Origin of the sequence: Streptomyces iranensis, assembly GCF_017874715.1 — a bacterium.
Lineage (GTDB): Bacteria > Actinomycetota > Actinomycetes > Streptomycetales > Streptomycetaceae > Streptomyces > Streptomyces iranensis.
In genome coordinates, this window is sequence record NZ_JAGGLR010000045.1 from 32,262 (window position 1) to 55,265 (window position 23,004).

The window sequence follows — 23,004 nt, forward strand, 5'->3', positions numbered from 1 at the left end:
CCGCCACGCTCAGGACCTTCCGAATTCGTTGTTGATGATGTCGAAGAGGTCGTCGGCCGTCGCCGCGTCCAACCCGTTGTCGTCGTCACCGGCGGCCTCACTCTCGATCGTGTTCCACTTGAGCAGCAGCTTCTCCATGCGGGCGGTGACGAGCGCGCGGTCGGTTCCGCCCTGCGCGGCCGCCTCCAGCGCCCGTTCCAACCGGTCGATCTCAGCGAGTACGGGCAACGCCTCCACCCGCTCGCCGCCCAGCAATCCGGCGCCGAGATGACCGGCGAGCGCGACCGGGGTGGGGTAGTCGAACACCACCGTGGCCGGCAGCCGCAGGCCGGTGGCCGCCCCCAGCCGGGTCCGCAGCTCGACGGCCGTCAGCGAGTCGAAGCCCAGCTCCCGGAAGGGCCGGTCCGGCTCGACCGTCGCGCCTCCGGCGAGGCCGAGCACCGTCGCGGCGTTGGTCCGCACCATGTCGAGCAGCACACCGGCGGCTTGCTCCCGGGGCATCCCGGCGAGCTCGTCCCGCAGTGACACCTCGGCCGGCTCGTCGTCCGCGAGGGCCTGTCTCACCTCGGGCAGCTCCCCGATGAGGGGCCGGGCCCGGTTCGCGGTGAAGGCGGGCGCGAACCGTGCCCAGTCGACGTCGGCGACCGTCACCGTCGGCTCGTCGCGCTCGAGTGCCATGCCCAGGGCGGTAAGCGCTTGACCGGGGGCGAGCTGGTCCAGCCCGAGGCGGCTCAGCCGGCCCGCCACGTCCCGGTCGGACACCAGGCCACCGCCGCCCCACGGCCCCCACGCCACAGCCGTACCGGCCAGGCCGCGGGAGCGCCGGTTCTGCGCCAGTGCGTCCAGGTACGCGTTGGCCGCCGCGTAGGCGCTCTGCCGGCCGCTGCCCCAGATTCCCGCGACCGACGAGAACAGGACGAACGCATCCAGCTCCCGGTCACCGAGAATCTCGTCCAGATGGGCGGCGCCGGCCACCTTGGCCGCCATGACCCCGGCGATGTCGGCCGCGCTGCTCTCGGCCAGCGACCGGTACGCGCCCACACCGGCCGCGTGCACGACGGCGGTCAGCTCCGGCAGCCCGGCGACCAGTTCGGACACCGCTTGCCGATCGGTCACGTCGCAGGCCGCGACCGTCACCTTGACTCCCCGGCCGATCAGCGCGTCCGCCAGCTCCATGGCGCCGGGAGCGTTCTTGCCGCTCCGGCTGGTCAGAACGATGTGCCCGGCCCCGTTGCCGGCCAGCCAGTGCGCCACCTGGCGGCCCAGCGCTCCCGTCCCGCCGGTGATCAGTACGGTTCCCCGTGGTCGCCAGCCACCGCCGGCTCGTCCACTGACGGGCTCCGCCCGCACCAGCCGCCGGACCAGAACCCCCGGGTTACGCAGAGCGATCTGGTCCTCGTCACCGCCTCCGCTCAGCACCGCGGCCATCCGGACGAACGTCTGCTCGTCGGGCATCCCCGGCAGGTCGACCAGGCCGCCCCAGCGCTCCGGGTGCTCCAGGGCCGCCACCCGGCCGAGGCCCCAGACCTGCGACTGCACCGGGTTACGGACGGGATCGGCGTCGCCCGTCGCGACCGCACCGGCGGTGACGCACCACAGCGGTGCCTCGATCCCGGCTTCCCCGAGTACGCGGATGGTCGCGGCGGTCAGCAGCGTGCCCCGGGCCATCGCGGGGTGGTCAGGATCCGGCGTCTCGTCCAGGGCCAGCAACGACAGCACGCCCTGCGGGGCGGATCCGGCCAGTCGCTCCGCCAGCCCGTCGATGTCCCCCACGGTGATCCGGCTGATCCGCATGCCCTGGGCGACCAGCCCGTCGAGCAGCACTTCGCCCGCCCCGTCGCGGGGCAGCAGCGCCAGCCAGCGGCCTTCGGGCCCGGCGTTCTCCGGCATGGCCGCGGGCTGCCAGGTCACACGGTAGAACCAGTCCTGGACCGCCGAGCGTTCCCGGCGTCGTCGTCGCCACTCGGCCAGAGCCGGGAGCACGTCGCTGAGCGGCTGATCCGGGCCGACGGCCAGTTTCGCCGTGAACGAGTCGAGGTCGGCGTTGTCCACGACCTCCCAGAACCGGGCGTCCTCCGGGTCGACCGTCGTGCCGCCGTTCGCGGGCGTGACATCCAGCCAGTACCGCTCGCGCTGGAACGCGTACGTCGGCAGCTCAACCCTGCGGCCGCCCGGCACCAGCGCCTTCACGTCCACCGGTACGCCACGCTCGTAGAGCCGCCCGAGCGCGGCGACCGCCGCCCGGGGCTCGGCAACGTCCTTCCTCAACATCGCGAACGCCGCCGCGTCATCGTCCAGGCTCTCCTGGGCCATCGCCGCCAGCACACCGCCCGGCCCCACCTCCAACAACGTCCGCACACCCCTATCACCCAGCTCCCGCACCCCATCCGCGAACCGCACCGTCGCCCGCACCTGCTCCACCCAGTACTCCGGGTCGGCGACCAGAAGCGAACCGGTCACCGTCGACACGATGGGAATCTCGGGCGTGCGGAAGGTCAGCGACGACACCACTTCCCGCAACTCCGCCAGCATCGGCTCCATCAACTGCGAGTGGAACGCATGGCTCACCCGCAAACGCCGCGACTTCTCAAACCGTGCGGCGATCTCAACCACCGCGTCCTCATCCCCGGACACCACCACCGACGCCGGACCATTGACCGCCGCCAGTCCCACCCGATCCGTCAACCACGGCCTGACTTCAGCTTCAGACGCCTGGATCGACACCATCGCCCCACCAGACGGGAGCGCCTGCATCAACCGCCCCCTCGCGGACACCAGCTTCGCCGCGTCCTCAAGAGACAACACCCCGGCCACATGAGCCGCCGCCACCTCACCGATCGAATGACCCAGCAAGTAATCCGGCTGCACACCCCACGACTCAAGAAGCCGGAAAAGCGCCACCTCCACCGCGAACAACGCCGGCTGCGCGAACCCGGTCTGATCCAGCGACTCTCCATCGACCCGCACAAGACCCGGCTCGAAGACCGCACACACCTCATCAAACGCCGCCGCGAACACCGGAAACGCCGCATACAACTCCCGGCCCATACCCGAGATCTGACTGCCCTGACCGGTAAACATCAACGCCAGCCCACCACGCACGACCGCCGCGACATCCACGTTTTCCAAGGCCGCCAGCAACGACTCCCGGTCTTCACCCACCACCACCGCGCGATAATCGAACGCAGTCCGGGACACCAGCGACCAACCCACATCCACCGGCTCCAACCCCGGCCGCTCCTCCACAAACGCCCTCAACCGCAACGCCTGCGCCCGCACCCCCGCCGCCGTCTTCGCCGACACCACCCACGGCACCACCGACCCATCCCGCTCGCCGAACATTTCCGATTCGCCAGGCCCGGCCTCGAGCACCACATGCGCGTTCGTGCCGCTCACGCCGAACGACGACACAGCAGCACGTCGAGCCCGGTCCACAGCAGGCCACGACACCTGCGACAGCACCAGCGAAACGCCACCCGACGCCCAGTCGACCTCGGGAGTCGGCGAATCCACATGCAACGTCCGCGGCACCACCCCATGGCGCATGGCGAGGACCATCTTGATGACACCAGCCACACCAGCAGCCGCCTGCGTATGACCGATATTCGACTTGATCGACCCGAGCAACAGCGGCTGATCCCGATCCTGGCCATAGGTCGCGAGCAAAGCCTGGGCCTCGATCGGGTCACCCAAACGCGTCCCCGTGCCATGCGCCTCGACCACATCAACATCAGCCGGAGACAACCCCGCATTGGCCAGCGCCTGACGAATCACCCGCTGCTGAGCAGGACCATTCGGCGCCGTCAAACCATTCGACGCACCATCCTGGTTGATCGCCGAACTACGTACGAAAGCAAGGATTTGATGTCCTTGACGTTCCGCATCCGACTGCCGCTCCAGCAAGAGCCAGCCGACGCCCTCCGACCAGCCCGTCCCGTCGGCCGTACCGGAGAAGGATTTGCACCGGCCGTCGGCCGCGAGGCCGCGCTGACGGCTGAACTCCACGAAGGTGTAGGGCGTCGACATGACCGTGACGCCGCCGGCCAGGGCCAGCGAGCATTCGCCCTGCCGCAGCGCCTGGGCGGCCAGGTGCAGCGCCACCAGCGACGACGAGCAGGCCGTGTCCACGCTGACCGCCGGGCCCTCGAGGCCGAACGCATAGGAGACGCGGCCCGACGCGACGCTGGCCGAGCTGCCGCTGGACAGGTAGCCCTCGACGCCCTCCGGGACCGACTGCAGCCGGGAGGCGTAGTCGTTCAGCATGATCCCGGCGAAGACACCGGTCTGGCTGCCCCGCAACGACGTCGGGTCGAGACCGGCCGCCTCGAACGCCTCCCACGCCGTTTCCAGCAGCAGGCGCTGTTGCGGGTCCATCGCGACGGCCTCGCGCGGGCTGATGCCGAAGAACGCGGCGTCGAAATCGCCGGCGTCGTGCAGGAAGCCGCCCTCGATCGCGTACGTCTTGCCCACCGCGTCCGGGTCCGGGTCGTAGAGGCCGTCGGTGTCCCAGCCGCGGTCGTCGGGGAACCGGGAGACGGCGTCGGTGCCGTCGGCCACCAGCCGCCACAGGTCCTCCGGCGTCGCCACACCGCCCGGGAAGCGGCAGCTCATCGACACCACGACGATCGGGTCGTCGTCGGTGGCCGGCGAGGCGGCGGCCGGTGTGGCCACCAAGGCATGTTCGCCGAGCAGTTCCTGACGCAGGTGCTCGACCAGGGCCGTCGGGGTCGGGTGATCGAACACCACGGTCGCCGGCAGACGTAGTCCGGTCGCCGCGCCGAGCCGGTTGCGCAGTTCCACGGCGGTCAGGGAGTCGAATCCGAGGTCCCGGAAAGGCTTGCCGAGGTCGACTGTGTCCGCGTCGGCCTCGCCCAGCACGGTGGCGATGTTCGAGCGCACCAGGCCGGTCAGGAAGGTCGCCTGTTCGGCCGCGTCCATCGCCGCGAGCTGCCCGGCCAGGCCGGGGCCGGCGGAGTCCACGGTCGAGCGGGCCGTACGGCGTCCGGTCCGGGGCACGAGGGCGCTCAGCAGGGGTGGAACGCTGTCGCCGTTGGTACGCAAGGTCGCGAGATCCACCCGCATGGCCACCGTTCGGGCCTGGTCCGACCGCCGGGCCGCGTCGAACAGGGCCAGTCCTTCGCCGGCGGTCAGCGGCAGCAGTCCGGCGCGGGCCATCCGGCTGCGGTCGATGGCGGTCAGGTTTCCGGTCATGCCGCCCGGCTCGGCCCACAGGCCCCAGGCCACCGCGGTCGCCGGAAGGCCCTGGGCCTGCCGGTGCTGGGCGAACGCGTCCACGAAGGCGTTGGCGGCCGCATAGTTGCCCTGGCCTGCCGCCCCCACGACGGAGGCGGAGGACGAGAACAGCACGAAGGCCGCAAGGTCCAGCTCCCGGGTCAGCTCGTGCAGGTTGAGGACCGCGTCCACCTTCGGCCGCAGCACCGCGTCGAGCCGGTCGGTGGTCATCGCGGGGAGCAGGCCGTCGTCGACCACTCCGGCGGTGTGCACCACCGCGGTCAACGGGTGCGCGGCCGGGATGCTCGCCAGCGTCGCCGCGACGGCGTCCCGGTCGGCTACGTCGCAAGCCACCATCGTCACCTGGGCCCCGAGCCCGGTCAGCTCGGCGAGAAGCTCCGCTGCGCCGGGCGCATCCGCTCCCCGGCGACCGGCGAGCAGCAGGTGCTTGACCTGGTACGCGGTCACCAGATGCCGGGCCACGAGGGCGCCCAGGGCTCCCGTGCCGCCGGTGATCAGCGTGGTGCCGTCCGGGTCGAGCCCGCGCGGGATGGTGAGCACCGCTTTGCCGACCAGCTTGGCCTGGCTCAGGTTCCGGACGGCGTCCCGGCCCCGGCGCACGTCCCAGGTCGTGACCGGTAGCGGCGCCAGCACGCCCCGGTCGAACAGTTCGAGCAGTTCGGCCAGCATCTCCCGGATGCGTTCGGCGCCGGCCGCCTCGATCAGGTCGTACGCCCGATAGGAGACGCCCGGATACCGCTCGGCGACGGCCCGCGGGTCACGGATGTCGGTCTTGCCGAGCTCCAGGAAGCGGCCCCCGTGCGGCAGCAGGCGCAGCGAGGCGTCCACGAACTCACCAGCAAGGCAGTCCAGCACCACGTCCACGCCGGCGCCCCCGGTCGCGTCCAGGAACTGCCGTTCGAAGTCCAGAGTTCGCGAGCCGGCGATGTGTTCGTCGTCGAATCCGCCTGCGCGCAACGCGTCCCACTTGCCCGCGCTCGCCGTACCGAAGACTTCGAGCCCGAGGTGCCGGGCGAGTTGCGTCGCCGCGAAGCCCACGCCACCGGCCGCGGCGTGGATGACGATGCGCTCGCCCGCCCTCGCGGCGGCCAGGTCGACCAGTCCGTAGTAGGCGGTCAGGTACACGATCGGCACCGCGGCCGCCTGCTCCCACGACCAACCTGCCGGTTTGCGGGCCAGCAGCCGGGCGTCGGTCACCGTCACCGGGCCGAAGGCGTCGGGGAGGATGCCGAACACCTCATCGCCCGGGCGTACGGAGCTGACGCCGGGGCCGGTCTCGAGGACCACGCCCGCGCCCTCACCGCCGATGACCGCGTCGCCCGGATAGAGGCCGAGCACCACGAGGACGTCCCGGAAATTGACCCCCGCGGCGCGTACGGCGAGCCGTACCTCACCGGCGCCGAGCTCGCGCAGGGCCTCCGGCGCCTCCACCAGGGCCAGGTTGTCGACGGTCCCCGAGGCGCCGGTGACGTCCAGCCGCCACGCCGGTCCAGGCGGCGGGATCAGCCCCGCGTCCTCCGCGAGGCGGGTCAGCCGGGGCACCAGCACGCTGCCGTCGCGCACGAGGAGCTGCGATTCACCCGTCGCCATCGCCCCGGGCAGGGCGGCCGCTCCCCCGTCGTCGAGGTCGGCCAGGACGAACCGCCCCGGGTTCTCCGCCTGCGCCGATCGCAGCAGCCCCCACACCGCCGCGCCGGCCGGGTCGGTGATGTCGTCGCCGGCCGCCCCATGGGTGACCACGACCAGCCGCGCGTCGCTCAGCCGAGCGTCCGCCAGCCATGCCCGCACCAGTTCCAGCGCTCGTCCGGCCGTATCGTGAACCGCGGCCGCCGAGCTGCCCGAGGTGCCGATGAGTGCCACCACGGTGCCCGCCGCGGGATCGACGTCGGCGAGGTCGTTGTGCGCGCTCGCCGTGACGCCCGCCGCGGTCAGTTCCGCGGCGAATTCCCGATCCTCGAGGACGGCCCATTTCCCGACCGGCGCGACGGTCCCCGTTTCCACCGGCACCCAGCCGACGCGGAACAGAGAGTCGTGGTGCGCGGGCCGGGCCACGGCTGCCATCGCGCCGGACACCGGCCGCAGCACCAGCCGCTCGATCGAGACCACCGGCCGGCCCGCCGGGTCGGCGATCTCCAGTGCGAGCGCGTCGGTTCCGGCCGGCGCCATCCGTACCCGGGCCGCGGTGGCCCCGGACGCGTGCAGGGTCACGCCGCTGAACGAGAACGGGAGCCCCGTCTGCCGGGAACCGTCCCCGAAGTCACCGACGCTCATCACGTGCTGGGCCGCGTCGAGCAGGGCCGGGTGGACGCCGAACGTACTGGCGTCGCGGGTCGCCTCGCCGGGCAGGCGTACCTCGGCGTACATCACCCCGTCGCCCCGCCAGGCCGCCGCGAGCCCCTGGAACACCGGCCCGTACGCATAGCCCGCGTCGACCAGCCGCGGATACACCTCGCTCACGTCGACCGGCTCGGCCCCGGCCGGCGGCCACTGACTCAGGTCCACCGCCTGCCCCGGCTGCGCCCCTCCCAGGGTGCCCGAGGCGTGACGGACCCATTCCGTGGCCCCGTCCGGGCGCGCGTACACGGTGAATGCGCACCGCCCGGCTTCGTCCGGTCCGGCCACCGCGACCTGGACCTGGACACCGTCGCGCTCCGGCAGCACCAACGGCGCCTGCACGATCAACTCGTCGACGCGCCCGCAACCGACCTCGTCACCCGCGCGCAGAGCCAGCTCCACGAACGCGGTACCCGGCAGGAGCACCCGCCCGACCACAGTGTGGTCGGCCAGCCAGGAATGCGTACGCAACGAGATCCGGCCGGTCAGCAGGACGCCCTCACCGTCCGCCCGGAACACCGCCGCACCAAGCAGCGGATGGTTCGCCGCCCCGAGCCCGACCGAGGTGACGTCCGCAGCCGACGAGGTGGCCTCCAACCAGTACCGCTCATGCTGGAAGGCATAGACCGGCAGGTCAACCCGCCTCCCGCCCGGCATCAGAGCCTTCCAGTCGAGCCGGATGCCCCGGACATGCAGCCTCCCGGCCGCGCCGACGACCGCTCGTGGCTCCGCAACGTCCTTGCGCAAGGTCGCGAACGCCGCCGCGTCATCGCCCAAACTCTCCTGGGCCATCGCCGCCAACACCCCGCCCGGCCCCACCTCCAGAAACGTCCGCACACCCCTATCACCCAGCTCCCGCACCCCATCCGCGAACCGCACCGTCGCCCGCACCTGCTCCACCCAGTACTCGGCGTCCGCAGTCAGCAGCCCGCCGGTCACCGTCGACACGACCGGGATCTGCGGAGCGTGGAACCTCAGCGAGGACACCACTTCCCGGAACTCACCCAACATCGGCTCCATCAACGGCGAATGGAACGCGTGACTCACCCGCAAACGCCGCGACTTGGCAAACCGCGCCGCAACCGCCAGGACCACGTCCTCATCCCCGGACACCACCACCGACACCGGACCGTTCACCGCCGCGATGGCAACCCGATCCGTCAACCACGGCCTGACTTCAGCTTCAGACGCCTGAATCGACACCATCGCCCCACCAGACGGGAGCGCCTGCATCAACCGGCCCCTCGCGGACACCAGCTTCGCCGCGTCCTCAAGAGACAACACCCCGGCCACATGCGCCGCCGCCACCTCACCGATCGAATGACCCAGCAGGTAGTCGGGGGCGATCCCCCACGACTCAAGAAGCCGGAAAAGCGCCACTTCGAGCGCGAACAACGCGGGCTGCGCGTGCTCCGTCCGATCCAGAGCTTCGACATCGGCCAGGAGCAGACCCGGCTCGAACACCGCGCACACCTCATCAAACGCCGCCGCGAACACCGGGAACACCTCATACAAACCACGACCCATGCCCGGGGTCTGACTGCCCTGACCGGTGAACATCAACGCCAGAGCACCCCGGGCGACCGCTTCGGCTTCCACGTCCGCCAAGCGCGCCAACAGCTCATCCCGATCGGCGCCCACCACCACCGCGCGATGATCGAACAGAGGCCGCGATGCCAGCGACCAACCCACATCCACCGGCTCCAACCCCGGCCGCTCCTCCACAAACGCCCTCAACCGCAACGCCTGCGCCCGCACCCCCGCCGCCGTCTTCGCCGACACCACCCACGGCACCACCGGCACCACCGGCACCCTGGGACGCGTTTCCGACTCATCCGTCTTGCCAGGAGCGGCCTCGAGCACCACGTGCGCATTGGTGCCGCTCACACCGAACGACGACACCGCCGACCGACACACCCGACCAACAGCAGGCCACTCCAATCGCGAAGTCGCCAGCGAAACGGCACCGGAAGCCCAGTCCACCTCCGGCGACGGCGAGTCCACGTGCAACGTCTGCGGCACCACCCCATGGCGCATGGCGAGGACCATCTTGATGACACCGGCCACACCAGCAGCCGCCTGCGTATGACCGATGTTCGACTTGATCGACCCCAGCAACAACGGCTGCACCCGATCTTGCCCGTAGGTCGCGAGCAGAGCCTGGGCCTCGATCGGGTCGCCCAACCGGGTTCCGGTTCCGTGCGCCTCGACCACATCAACGTCAGCCGGAGACAACCCCGCGTTGGCCAGCGCCTGACGGATCACCCGCTGCTGAGCAGGACCATTCGGCGCCGTCAAACCATTCGACGCACCATCCTGATTCACCGCCGAACCCCGCACGAAAGCAAGGATTTCGTGTCCTTGACGTTCCGCATCCGACTGGCGCTCCAGCAGGAGCCAGCCGACGCCCTCCGACCAGCCGGTTCCATCGGCCGTACCGGAGAAGGATTTGCACCGGCCGTCGGCCGCGAGGCCGCGCTGGCGGCTGAACTCGACAAAGACGTCGGGCGTCGACATCACCATGACGCCACCCGCAAGGGCCATCGAGCATTCGCCCTGGCGCAACGCCTGCGCGGCCAAATGCAAAGCAACCAACGACGACGAGCAGGCCGTGTCCACCGTGACCGCCGGGCCTTCGAGACCGAAGGTGTACGACACCCGGCCGGAGGCCACGCTGGCGGAGCTGCCACTGACGAGATAGCCCTCGGCGCCCTCCGGAACCGTGTGCAGGCGGGAAATGTAGTCCTGGCCGCTGGTTCCGACGAACACTCCGGTGCGGCTGCCATGCAGAGAGCCCGGGTCGAGACCGGCCCGCTCGAACGCTTCCCAGGCGGTTTCGAGCAGGAGCCGCTGTTGCGGGTCCATCGCCACCGCCTCGCGGGCGCTGATGCCGAAGAAGGCCGCGTCGAAGCCGCTCACGTCGTCCAGGAAGCCACCCTCGACGACGTAGCTCTTGCCGGGCGTCTCGGGGTCGGGGTCGTAGAGGCCGTCGACGTCCCAGCCGCGGTCCGGCGGGAAGCCGGTGATGGCGTCGGTGCCGTCGACCACGAGCCGCCAGAGTTCTTCCGGCGTGGTCACTCCGCCCGGGTAGCGGCAGCTCATCGACACGACGACGATCGGGTCGCCGTCGACCGCCGCGGCGACGACCGGTTCGGCGACCTCAAGGCGTTCGCCGAGCACTTCCGCGTTGAGGAACTCGACCAGCGCGGCCGGTGTCGGGTGGTCAAACACCACCGTCGCGGGCAGCCGCCGGCCGATCGCCTCGGCTAGCCGGGTCCGCAGCTCGACGGCGGTCAGGGAGTCGAGGCCCAGGTCCTTGAAGGCCCGGCCGGTTTCGACCGCCGCGACGCCGGCCTGGCCGAGGACCGCAGCCGCGTGCGAGCGCACCAGGTCGGCCAGGTAGGTGAGCCGCTCCGGTTCGGGCATCGCCGCCAGTCCCGAGCCGCCGCCGGTGGAGGAGCGTGCTTTCCGCCGCTCTACCCGCGGTCGTATCGCCTCCGTCGCCGTGCCGGACGCGGTCGTCGCGTCGTCGGGAGCCGGGCGGAGCACAAGTCGTTCGACGGAGGCCACGGGTTGTCCCACGCCGTCGGCGATGTCCACGGCTACGGCGTCCGGGCCGGCCGGGGAGAGCCGCAGCCGTACCTCGGTGGCTCCGGTCGCGTGCAGGGTCACCCCGGAGAACGAGAACGGCAGAGTGTCGGATTCCGCGCCGGTGGCCCGCAAGGCGGTCAGGGCCGCGTCGAACAGCACCGGATGCAGCCCGTACGCCGAAGCCTCCCCCGTGATTCCCTGAGGCAGGCGCGCCTCGGCGTACACGGTGTCGTCGAGCTGCCACACCCCGGCCAGGACCTCACCGGCCCCGTCCACTGCTCGCGCCCCGGCCGGCGGCCACGGCGAAAGCACCACCGCGTCGACCGGAATGGCCTGCGAGAGGGTTCCGGTGGCGTGCTGCGTCCACGGCGATTGCTCGTCGGCCCGCGCGTACACGGTGAAGTCGCGCCGGCCGTTCTCCTCCGTTCCCGCCACAGCGATCTGCACCTGCACGGTCCCGCGCTCCGGCACCACTACCGGCGCCTGGATGACCAGTTCGTCGAGACGGTCGCAGCCCACCTCGTCGCTCGCTCGCAACGCCAGCTCCACGAACGCCGTCCCCGGCAGCAGGACGCGCTCTCCCAGCCGATGCCCGGCCAGCCATTGATGCGTACGCAACGACACCCGCCCGGTCATCACCAGGCCGCCGTCACGCGCCAGCGAGACCGCCGTCCCCAACGGATGCCCCGCCTCACCCAGCGGCGCCACGTCCAGCCAATACCGCTCCCGCTGGAACGCATAAGTCGGTAGCTGAACCTGCTTTCCCCGCGGATAAACCGCCTTCCAGTCGACCTCGACCCCATGCGTCCACGCCTCGGCCACCGACGTCAGGAACCGTTGCAGCCCGCCGTCATCACGCCGCAACGACCCCACAGCAACTTCCTGCACACCAACAGTCAGCACCGGATGCGGACTGCACTCGATCAACACCCCATGCCCATCCCCCACCAACGCCCGGGTCGCCTGCTCAAACAACACCGGCCGACGCAAGCTCTCAAACCAATACCCACAATCCAACCCACTCGTATCGAACAACTCACCCGTCAGCGCCGAATAGAACGGGACTTGACCGGATCGCGGGGCCACCGGCGCAAGCAGCTCCAGGATCTCCTCACGCAAACCATCCACATCCGCCGAATGCGACGCGTAATCCACCGGTATCCGCCGAGCACGCACACCCGACGACTCCAGCTCCACCCGCCACTCATCCAACGCATCCGCCGGACCCGACACCACCACAGAACTCGGGCCGTTATAAGCCGCGATCCCCAACGGCCGCCCCTCAAGCCGCGCCCGCACCTCATCCGCCGACAACCCAACCGACACCATCCCGCCCACACCCGCAATACGCAGCAGAACACGACTACGCAAAGCCACCACCCGCGCGCCGTCCCGCAACGACAACGCACCCGCCACCACCGCAGCCGCAATCTCACCCTGCGAATGACCCACCACCGCATCCGGCGAAACACCATACGAACGCCACAGCTCGGCAAGCGACACCATCACCGCCCACAACACCGGCTGCACCACATCAACCCGATCCAACTCACCCCCACCACCACGCAGAACCTCAACCAGCGACCAATCCACAAACTCCGACAACGCCGCCGCACAGTCCTCAATGGATTTCACAAACACAGGCGACTGGTCCAGCAACTCCACCGCCATCCCGGCCCACTGCGAACCCTGCCCCGGAAAGACGAACACCACCTTCCCGCCACCGGCCCGGACCACAAGACCCTCACCCACCACCGCCCGATACTCAAACACCGACCGCGACGCCAGCGACCAGCCCACATCCACCGGATCGAGACCGGGACGCTCGGCCACGAACGCCGTCAACCGCTCAACCTGTTCGCGTACGCCCTCTTCGGTTTTCGCCGACACCACCCACGGCGCCGCGGCCTCAGACCGCCTCTCGGATGTTTCTGGTCCGTCCGGCGCTGCTTCCAGGACCACATGCGCGTTCGTACCGCTCACACCGAACGACGACACCGCCGACCGACACACCCGGTCCACATCGGGCCACGGCACCTGCGACGTCGCCAAAGACACCGCACCCGAAGACCAATCCACCTCCGGCGACGGCTCATCCACATGCAACGTCCGCGGCACCACCCCATGCCGCATCGCCAACACCATCTTGATCACACCAGCCACACCAGCAGCCGCCTGCGTATGACCGATATTCGACTTGATCGACCCCAACAGCAGCGGCCGATCCCGGTCCTGCCCGTACGTCGCCAGCAGCGCCTGGGCCTCGATCGGGTCACCCAACGTGGTACCCGTCCCGTGCGCCTCCACCACATCCACATCAGCCGGAGACAACCGCGCATTGGCCAGCGCCTGACGGATCACGCGCTGCTGCGAAGGACCGTTCGGAGCCGTCAAACCATTCGACGCGCCGTCCTGGTTGACCGCCGAACCCCGTACCAGAGCAAGCACTTCATGCCCGAGCCGTTCGGCGTCGGACAAGCGCTCCAAGAGCAACCACCCCGCACCCTCGCCCCACCCCGTACCATCCGCGCCCGCCGCGAAGGCCTTGCACCGGCCATCGGCCGAGAGGCCGCGCTGGCGGCTGAACTCGACGAACGTGTACGGCGTCGACATGACCGTGACCCCACCCGCGAGCGCCATCGAACACTCGCCTTGGCGCAGCGCCTGGGCTGCCAGATGCAACGCCACCAACGACGACGAACAGGCCGTGTCGACCGTCACCGCCGGACCTTCCAAGCCGAAGGTGTACGAGATCCGGCCCGAGGCGACGCTTCCGGTGTTGCCGATCCCGAGGTAGCCCTCGACACTCTCCGGGACCGCGGTCAGCCGGGAGGCGTAGTCCTGCCCGTTGCTGCCCACGAACACGCCCGTCCGGCTGCCGCGCAGCGACTCGGGGGCGAAGCCGGCGCGTTCGAATGCCTCCCACGCGGTCTCCAGCAGCACCCGTTGCTGCGGGTCCATGGCGACTGCTTCGCGCGAGCTGATGCCGAAGAAGGCCGCGTCGAAATCGCCGGCGTCGTGCAGGAAACCACCCTCGATCGCGTACGTCTTGCCCGCCGCCGCCGGATCGGGGTCGTAGAGCTCCTCGATGTCCCAGCCCCGGTCCGTCGGGAAGCCGGTGATCGCGTCGCCTCCGCTGGACAGCAGCTCCCACAGTTCCTCGGGCGTGCTCACCCCACCGGGGAAGCGGCAACTCATCGAAACCACGACGATCGGGTCGTCCTCGACGGCACCGGCGACAACCACCGGCGCGCTCAGGTCGACCCGGTTGCCCAGCAGTTCGGCCTCAAGGTGACCGGCGAGCGCCTGGGCGCTCGGATAGTCGAAGACCACCGTGGCCGGCAGCCGCAAGCCGGTGGCCTTGGCCAGCCGGTTGCGCAGCTCCACCGCGGTCAGCGAGTCGAACCCCAGTTCGCGGAACGCGCGCTCGGCGTCGACCGCGGCCGCCCCGGATCGCCCGAGCACCACGGCGGCGTGGGTACGGACCAGGTCGACCAGGAAGGCGGTGCGCTCGTCCCCGCTCATCACCGCCAGCGGCTCGACCGACCCCGCATCGGCTTTCCGCCGACGCGGTACGAGGCCGCGCAGTACCGGTGGCACATCGTCGTGGCCGCTTCGTAGGGCGGCCAGGTTCAGCCGCGCGGGGACAGTGTGCGCCCGCCCGGCCGCACACGCCGCGTCGAACAACGCCAGCGCCTCTTCGCCGGCCAGGGGCACCAGGCCCGCGCGCGCCAGCCGCCCGGTGCCGACGGCGTCCAGGTGCCCGCTGACCCCGCTGCGTTGCGCCCACAGCCCCCAGCCGAGCGACGCGGCCGGTAGTCCGAGCGCCCGGCGATGTCCGGCGAACGCGTCGAGGAAGGCGTTCGCCGCGGCGTAGTTGCCCTGTCCGGGCGCCCCGAACACCGCCGCGGACGAGGAGAAGGTGACGAACGCGGCGAGTTGGAGCCCCGCGGTCAGTTCGTGGAGGTTGACCACTGCGTCGACCTTCGGCCGCAGTACGGCGTCCAGCTGCGGCCCGGTCATCGATGCGAGGAGGCCGTCGTCCACGATGCCCGCGGCGTGGACCACGGCGGTCAGCGGATGCTCCGCCGGGATGTCCGCCAGCACCGCGGCCAGGGCTTCCCGGTCGGCCGCGTCGCAGGCGACCAGGGCGGCGTTGGCGCCCAACTCGGCCAGATCGGCGGCCAGTTGCCGGGCCCCGGGTGCCTGCGGCCCGCTGCGGCCGATCAACACCAGCTTCTTGATCCCGTACGCCGACACGAGATGCCGGGCGATCACCCCGCCGAGCGTGCCCGTGCCACCGGTGACCAGAACCGTGCCGCCCGGGTCCAAGCGAGGCCGGTCGCCGACGCCGGCGACGCGGGCCAGCCGAGGCACGAACACTTCGCCGCCCCGGAACGCCACCTGGGCCTCGCCGGCCGGGAGCGCGACCGTGCTGTTCCCGTCCCGGTCGGCCAGCCCGAACCGGCCCGGGTGCTCGGACTGAGCCGACCGGACCAGCCCCCACACGGCCGCACCGGCCAGATCCGAGACCTCCTCGCCGCCGCCGACCGCCACCGCGCCCCGGGTCACGAACACCAGCCGGGCCGCACTCAACCCCGGTTCGGCCAGCCACGCCTGGATCAGATCGAGCGCCTCGCGTACCGCCGCGTGTACAACCCCGGCGACCCCGTCGGACGTGTCCCAGGAGCGCTCGACCAGCACCACGTCCGGCTCGGCGTCCACCAGATCGGCAAAGCCGCCCGCCCCGAGCACAACCGTCTTCCCACCGTCCACCGGAGCCGCCGACACGGGCACCCAGCTCACCTCGAACAGCGAATCCGGCCGACCGCCGCCGAACTCGACTTCGGAGACCGGTCGTACCGTCACACGCTCCACCGAGGCGACCGGCCGACCCGCCCCGTCGGCGAACTCCACCGTGACCGTGTCCGGGCCGAGCCGGGTCAGCCGTACCCGGCCCACCGCCGCCTCACCGGCGTGCAGCCTGATTCCGCTGAAGGAATGCGGCAATCCCCCATCGGCCCCGAGCACCTGCAGCGCGGTGTCGAACAACATCGGGTGGAGGCCGTACCCAGAAGCGTCCTCACCCGGCAGTCGGACCTCCGCGTACAGCGTGTCCTCGCGCTGCCAGGCCCCGCTCAGACCTTGCCCGGCCGGTCCGTATTCGTGTCCCGCGCCGACCAACTCCGCAGACAACTCGTCGACGTCGAGGCGCACCGCACCGGCCGGCGGCCATTCGGCCATTCCGCTCGGCTCGGCCGACGCACCCGTCGTGAGGGCACCGGAAGCGTGCCGCGCCCACTCGCCTTCATCCGTACGGGCGTGCACGGTGAACGTCCGGCCACCCGCGGCGTCCGCTCCCGTGACGGCGACCTGCACCTGGCACGCACTCCGCTCGGGCAAGACCAGTGGCCGGTGCAGGATCAGCTCCTCGACTCGCTCGCAGCCGACCTCGTCCGCCGCCCGCAACACCAGCTCGACGAACGCCGTCGAGGGCAGCAGCCGCATACCGAGTACGACGTGATCCGCCGCCCAGGAAGGGCTCCGCGTCGACACCTTCCCGGTCAGGATCACCCCACCCGCATCCGGCAGCGACACGACGGTCGCCAGCAACGGATGGCCGACCTCACCCTCGCTCGCCTGCGGTGCCGCGTCTAGCCAGTACCGTTCCCGTTGGAACGCGTACGTCGGCAGCTCAACCCTGCGGCCGCCCGACACCAGCGCCTTCACGTCCACCGGTACGCCACGCTCGTAGAGCCGCCCGAGCGCGGCGACCGCCGCCCGGGGCTCGGCAACGTCCTTCCTCAACATCGCGAACGCCGCCGCGTCATCGTCCAGGCTCTCCTGGGCCATCGCCGCCAGCACACCGCCCGGCCCCACCTCCAACAACGTCCGCACACCCCGATTGCCCAGCTCCCGCACCCCATCCGCGAACCGCACCGTCGCCCGCACCTGCTCCACCCAGTACTCGGCATCCGCAGTCAGCAGCCCGCCCGTCACCGTCGACACGATGGGAATCTCGGGCGTGCGGAAGGTCAGCGACGACACCACTTCCCGCAACTCCGCCAGCATCGGCTCCATCAACGGCGAGTGGAACGCATGGCTCACCCGCAAACGCCGCGACTTCTCAAACCGTGCGGCGATCTCGACCACCGCGTCCTCATCCCCGGACACCACCACCGACGCCGGACCATTGACCGCCGCCAGTCCCACCCGATCCGTCAACCACGGCCTGACTTCGGCTTCAGACGCCTGAATCGACACCATCGCCCCACCCGAAGGAAGGGCCTGCATCAACCGGCCCCTCGCGGACACCAGCTTCGCCGCGTCCTCAAGAGACAACACCCCGGCCACATGAGCCGCCGCCACCTCACCGATGGAATGGCCAAGGAGGTAGTCCGGCTGCACACCCCACGACTCAAGAAGCCGGAAAAGCGCCACCTCCACCGCGAACAACGCCGGCTGCGCGAACCCGGTCTGATCCAGCGACTCTCCATCGACCCGCACAAGACCCGGCTCGAAGACCGCACACACCTCATCAAAAGCCGCCGCGAACACCGGAAACGCCGCATACAACTCCCGGCCCATACCCGAGATCTGACTGCCCTGACCGGTAAACATCAACGCCAGCCCACCACGCGCGACCGCCGCGACATCCACGTTTTCCAAGGCCGCCAGCAACGACTCCCGGTCTTCACCCACCACCACCGCGCGATAATCGAACGCAGTCCGGGACACCAGCGACCAACCCACATCCACCGGCTCCAACCCCGGCCGCTCCTCCACAAACGCCCTCAACCGCAACGCCTGCGCCCGCACCCCCGCCGCCGTCTTCGCCGACACCACCCACGGCACCACCGGCACCCTGAGACGCGCTTCCGACTCATCCGTCTTACCCGGAGCAGCCTCGAGCACCACATGCGCATTGGTACCGCTCACACCGAACGACGACACCGCCGACCGACACACCCGACCAACAACGGGCCAAGCAACCTGCGAAGTCGCCAAAGACACCGCACCCGAAGACCAGTCCACCTCCGGCGACGGCTCATCCACGTGCAACGTCCGCGGCACCACCCCATGCCGCATCGCCAGCACCATCTTGATCACACCAGCCACACCAGCAGCCGCCTGCGTATGACCGATATTCGACTTGATCGACCCGAGCAACAGCGGCTGATCCCGATCCTGGCCATAGGTCGCGAGCAAAGCCTGCGCCTCGATCGGGTCACCCAAACGCGTCCCCGTGCCATGCGCCTCGACCACATCAACATCAGCCGGAGACAACCCCGCATTGGCCAGCGCCTGACGAATCACCCGCTGCTGAGCAGGACCATTCGGCGCCGTCAAACCATTCGACGCACCATCCTGATTCACCGCCGAACCCCGCACCACAGCAAGCACTTCATGCCCGAGCCGTTCCGCATCGGACAGGCGCTCCAACAACAGCCAGCCGACGCCCTCCGACCAGCCCGTCCCATCGGCCGCACCCGAAAAGGATTTGCACCGGCCATCGGCCGCGAGGCCGCGCTGACGACTGAACTCCACGAACGAATACGGCGACGACATCACCGTCACCCCGCCCGCGAGCGCCATCGAACACTCGCCCTGCCGCAACGCCTGGGCGGCCAGATGCAGCGCCACCAGCGATGACGAGCAGGCCGTGTCCACCGTCACCGCCGGGCCCTCCAGGCCGAACGTGTACGAGACGCGGCCCGATGCGACGCTGGCCGAGCTGCCACTGGCCAGATAGCCTTCGACGCCCGACGCCACCCGGCCGAGCCGCAACGCGTAGTCCTGTCCGTTGCTGCCGACGAAAACCCCGGTTCGGCTCCCCCGCAACGATTCCGGGTCGATTCCCGCTTGCTCGAACGCCTCCCACGCCGTCTCCAACAGCAGACGCTGCTGCGGATCCATCGCCACAGCCTCGCGCGGGCTGATCCCGAAGAAACCGGCGTCGAAATCGCTCACGGCCTCGAGAAAGCCACCCGCGATCGAGTACGTCTTGCCCACTGCGTCGGGATCTGGATCGTAGAGTCCTTCGATTTCCCAGCCGCGATCGACAGGGAACGTGGAGATGACGTCGCCGTCGGATTCGAGGAGCTGCCATAGTTCCTCGGGGGTCGTCACACCGCCGGGGAAACGGCAACTCATCGACACGACGACGATCGGATCGGTGTCGGTTGCCGTGGCCGCGGCGACCGGAGCGGCGGGCTGGACGCCGAGCAGTTCGGTTTCGAGATGGTCGGCCAGCGCCTGCGCCGTCGGGTAGTCGAACACCACCGTGGCGGGCAACGGCAGGCCGGTGGCCGTACTCAATCGGTTGCGCAGTTCGACCGCGGTCAGCGAGTCGAACCCCAGGTCCCGGAAGGCTTTTCCGGAATCGATCGGGCCGGATCCGGGCCGTCCGAGCACTACCGCGGCGTGCGAACGGACCAGGCCGATCAGGAACTCGGCGCGCTCGGCGGCCGGCAGGTGCGCCAGGGTTCCGGTGCCGGTGCGGGAGCGACGGGCACGGCCGACCAGGGTGCTCAGCAGTGGCGGCACGTCGTCCCCGCCCCGGCGCAGGGCGGCAACGTTCAGGCGGATCGGGACGGTGTGGGCGTACGCGGAGGACCGGGCGGAGTCGAACAGCGCCAGACCTTCGTCGTTGCTCAGGGGTACCAGACCGGCCCGGGCCATCCGGTTCAGGTCCGTGTCCGCCAGGTGTCCGGTCACACCGCTGCGTTGCGCCCACAGGCCCCAGCTCAGCGCGGACGCGGGCCGCCCCGAAGCCTTCCGATGCTGAGCGAAGGCGTCCGCGAACGCGTTGGCGGCCGCGTAGTTGGCTTGCCCGGCGCCGCCGAAGACCGCGGCCGCCGAGGAGAACACCACGAAGGATGTGAGGTCGTCGCCGGCGGTGAGCTCGTGCAGGTTGAGGACCGCGTCCACCTTCGGGCGCAGGACGGCGTCCACGCGCTGCCTGGTCATCGAGGTGAGCAGGCCGTCGTCGGCGACGCCGGCGGTGTGGATGACGGCGGTCAGCGGGTGTTCGGCCGGGATGCCGCTCAGGACCTCGGCGAGCGCTTCCCGGTCGGCCGCGTCGCACGCCACCACCGTGGCTTCGGCCCCCATCCCGGCCAGCTCGGCGACCAGCTCGGAGGCGCCGTCCGCCACCGATCCCCGGCGGCTGGTCAGCAGCAGGTGCCGCGCGCCGTGCTCGGCGACCAGGTGCCGCGCGATCAGGGCGCCGAGCGTGCCCGTGCCCCCGGTGACGAGCACCGTGCCCCCGGGTTCGAGCAACGGCGGGGCCGCTCCGTCCGTACCGAGCCGTACGAGTCGGGGTACGAGCACGGAACCAGCGCGGACGGCCACTTGCTGCTCGCCGCTCGCCAACGCGGTCGGGAGCGCCGAGGTGTCGTCCCCGTCGAGGTCGACCAGGACGAACCGGCCCGGGTTCTCCGCCTGCGCGGACCGGACCAGGCCCCAGACCGCGGCGGCGGCCAGGTCGGTGATGTCCTCGTCGGCGCCGGTCGCCACGGCCCCGCGAGTCACGAACACGAGGCGCGATCCGGCCGACCGGGGCTCCGCCAGCCAGGACTGCAGGGTCTCCAGCCCTTCGGCGACCGCATCGTGTACGGCTTCGGCCGACCGGCCGTCGCCCGCCCGTACCGTCGTGATCTCTGGTTCGGCCATCGCGGCGGTCCGGCCGGCCGGTGCAGGGACCCAGTCGACCCGGAAGACCGAGTCCCGCCGACCGGGCGCGAGCAGTTCGGCCACCGGGCCCAGCACCACTCGTTCAACCGACGCGACCGGCTGCCCGAGCCCGTCGGCCACGTCGAGCGCCACCGTGTCCGGGTCCAGCGGCCTGATCCGTACGCGGACCGCTGTCGCGCCGGCGGCGTGCAACGTGACGCCCGCGAACGACTGTGCCGCTCGGGCCCCGAGCACGTGCAGGGCCGCTTCGAACAGCGCGGGATGCAGGCCGAATGCGGCGGCATCGTTCGTCGTCGGCTCGGGCAGGGCGGCCTCGGCGTACAGCGTGTCCCCGCTCTGCCAGGCCCCGGTCAGCCCTCGAAACGCAGGTCCCGGGGAGTACCCCGCCTCGGCGAGCTCGTCGTACAACCCCTCGACCTCGATCGGCACGGCCCCCGCAGGCGGCCACGCGACCATCATCGGCGGCTCCGGGGCCGCGTCCCGGACGAGCACCCCGGCGGCGTACCGGACCCACTCCTCGTCCTCGACCCTGGCGTGCACACTGAAAGCCCGATGCCCCGACCCGTCCGGCCCCCCGACCGCGACCTGAACCTGCACGCCCGCCCGCTCGGGCACCACCAGCGGCGCCTCGACCGCAAGCTCTTCCACGCGCTCGTACCCGACCTCGTCGCCCGCCCGCAAGGCCAGCTCGACGAGGGCCGCGGCGGGCATGACCACCTGACCGCCGGCCACGTTGCCGGTCAGCCACGGGTGGGTGCGCTGAGACACCCGGCCGGTCAGCAGCATGCCTTCCGCGTCGGCCAGGGAGACCGCCGCCCCGAGCAACGGATGGTTGGCCGCCCCCAGCCCGGCCGAGCCGACGTCACCCACGGCGGGTGCATCGTCCACCCAGTACCGTTCCCGTTGGAACGCGTACGTCGGCAGCTCGACCCTGCGCCCGCCCGCCAGCAACGCTTTCCAATCAACCCCGACACCACGCGCGTACGCCTTCCCCACCGCCCCAACCACCGCCAACGGCTCCGAACCGTCCTTGCGCAAGGTCGCGAACGCCGCCGCGTCATCGCCCAAACTCTCCTGGGCCATCGCCGCCAACACCCCGCCCGGCCCCACCTCCAGAAACGTCCGCACACCCCTCTCACCCAGCTCCCGCACCCCATCCGCGAACCGCACCGTCGCCCGCACCTGCTCCACCCAGTACTCGGCGTCCGCAGTCAGCAGCCCGCCGGTCACCGTCGACACGACCGGGATCTGCGGGGCGTGGAACCTCAGCGAGGACACCACTTCCCGGAACTCACCCAACATCGGCTCCATCAACGGCGAATGGAACGCGTGACTCACCCGCAAACGCCGCGACTTCTCAAACCGTGCGGCGATCTCGACCACCGCGTCCTCATCCCCGGACACCACCACCGACGCCGGACCATTGACCGCCGCCAGTCCCACCCGATCCGTCAACCACGGCCTGACTTCGGCTTCAGACGCCTGAATCGACACCATCGCCCCACCCGAAGGAAGGGCCTGCATCAACCGGCCCCTCGCGGACACCAGCTTCGCCGCGTCCTCAAGAGACAACACCCCGGCCACATGCGCCGCCGCCACCTCACCGATGGAATGACCCAGCAAGTAATCCGGCTGCACACCCCACGACTCAAGAAGCCGGAAAAGCGCCACCTCCACCGCGAACAACGCCGGCTGCGCGAACCCGGTCTGATCCAGCGACTCTCCATCGACCCGCACAAGACCCGGCTCGAAGACCGCACACACCTCATCAAACGCCGCCGCGAACACCGGAAACGCCGCATACAACTCCCGGCCCATACCCGAGATCTGACTGCCCTGACCGGTAAACATCAACGCCAGCCCACCACGCACGACCACCGCGACATCCACGCTTTCCAAGGCCGCCAGCAACGACTCCCGATCAGCGCCCACCACCACCGCGCGATAATCGAACGCAGTCCGGGACACCAGCGACCACCCCACATCCACCGGCTCCAACCCCGGCCGCTCCTCCACAAACGCCCTCAACCGATCGGCCTGCGCCCGCACCCCCGCCGCCGTCTTCGCCGACACCACCCACGGCACCACCGACCCATCCCGCTCGCCGAACATTTCCGATTCGCCAGGCCC

At 70.5% G+C, this 23,004-nt stretch carries 1 protein-coding gene and 1 pseudogene; both read right to left on the bottom strand.

All coding sequences use genetic code 11. The features are described from left to right. Positions 1-9 precede the first annotated feature (9 nt). Positions 10-21,333: a type I polyketide synthase gene (locus J2Z30_RS50585; protein ID WP_443732401.1), complete on the bottom strand. Its 21,324-nt coding sequence runs from the start codon at positions 21,331-21,333 to the stop codon at positions 10-12. A gap of 81 nt (positions 21,334-21,414) precedes the next feature. Continuing rightward, positions 21,415-22,986, bottom strand: a pseudogene (locus tag J2Z30_RS52210) (acyltransferase domain-containing protein); the annotation flags it as partial. Positions 22,987-23,004 lie beyond the last annotated feature (18 nt).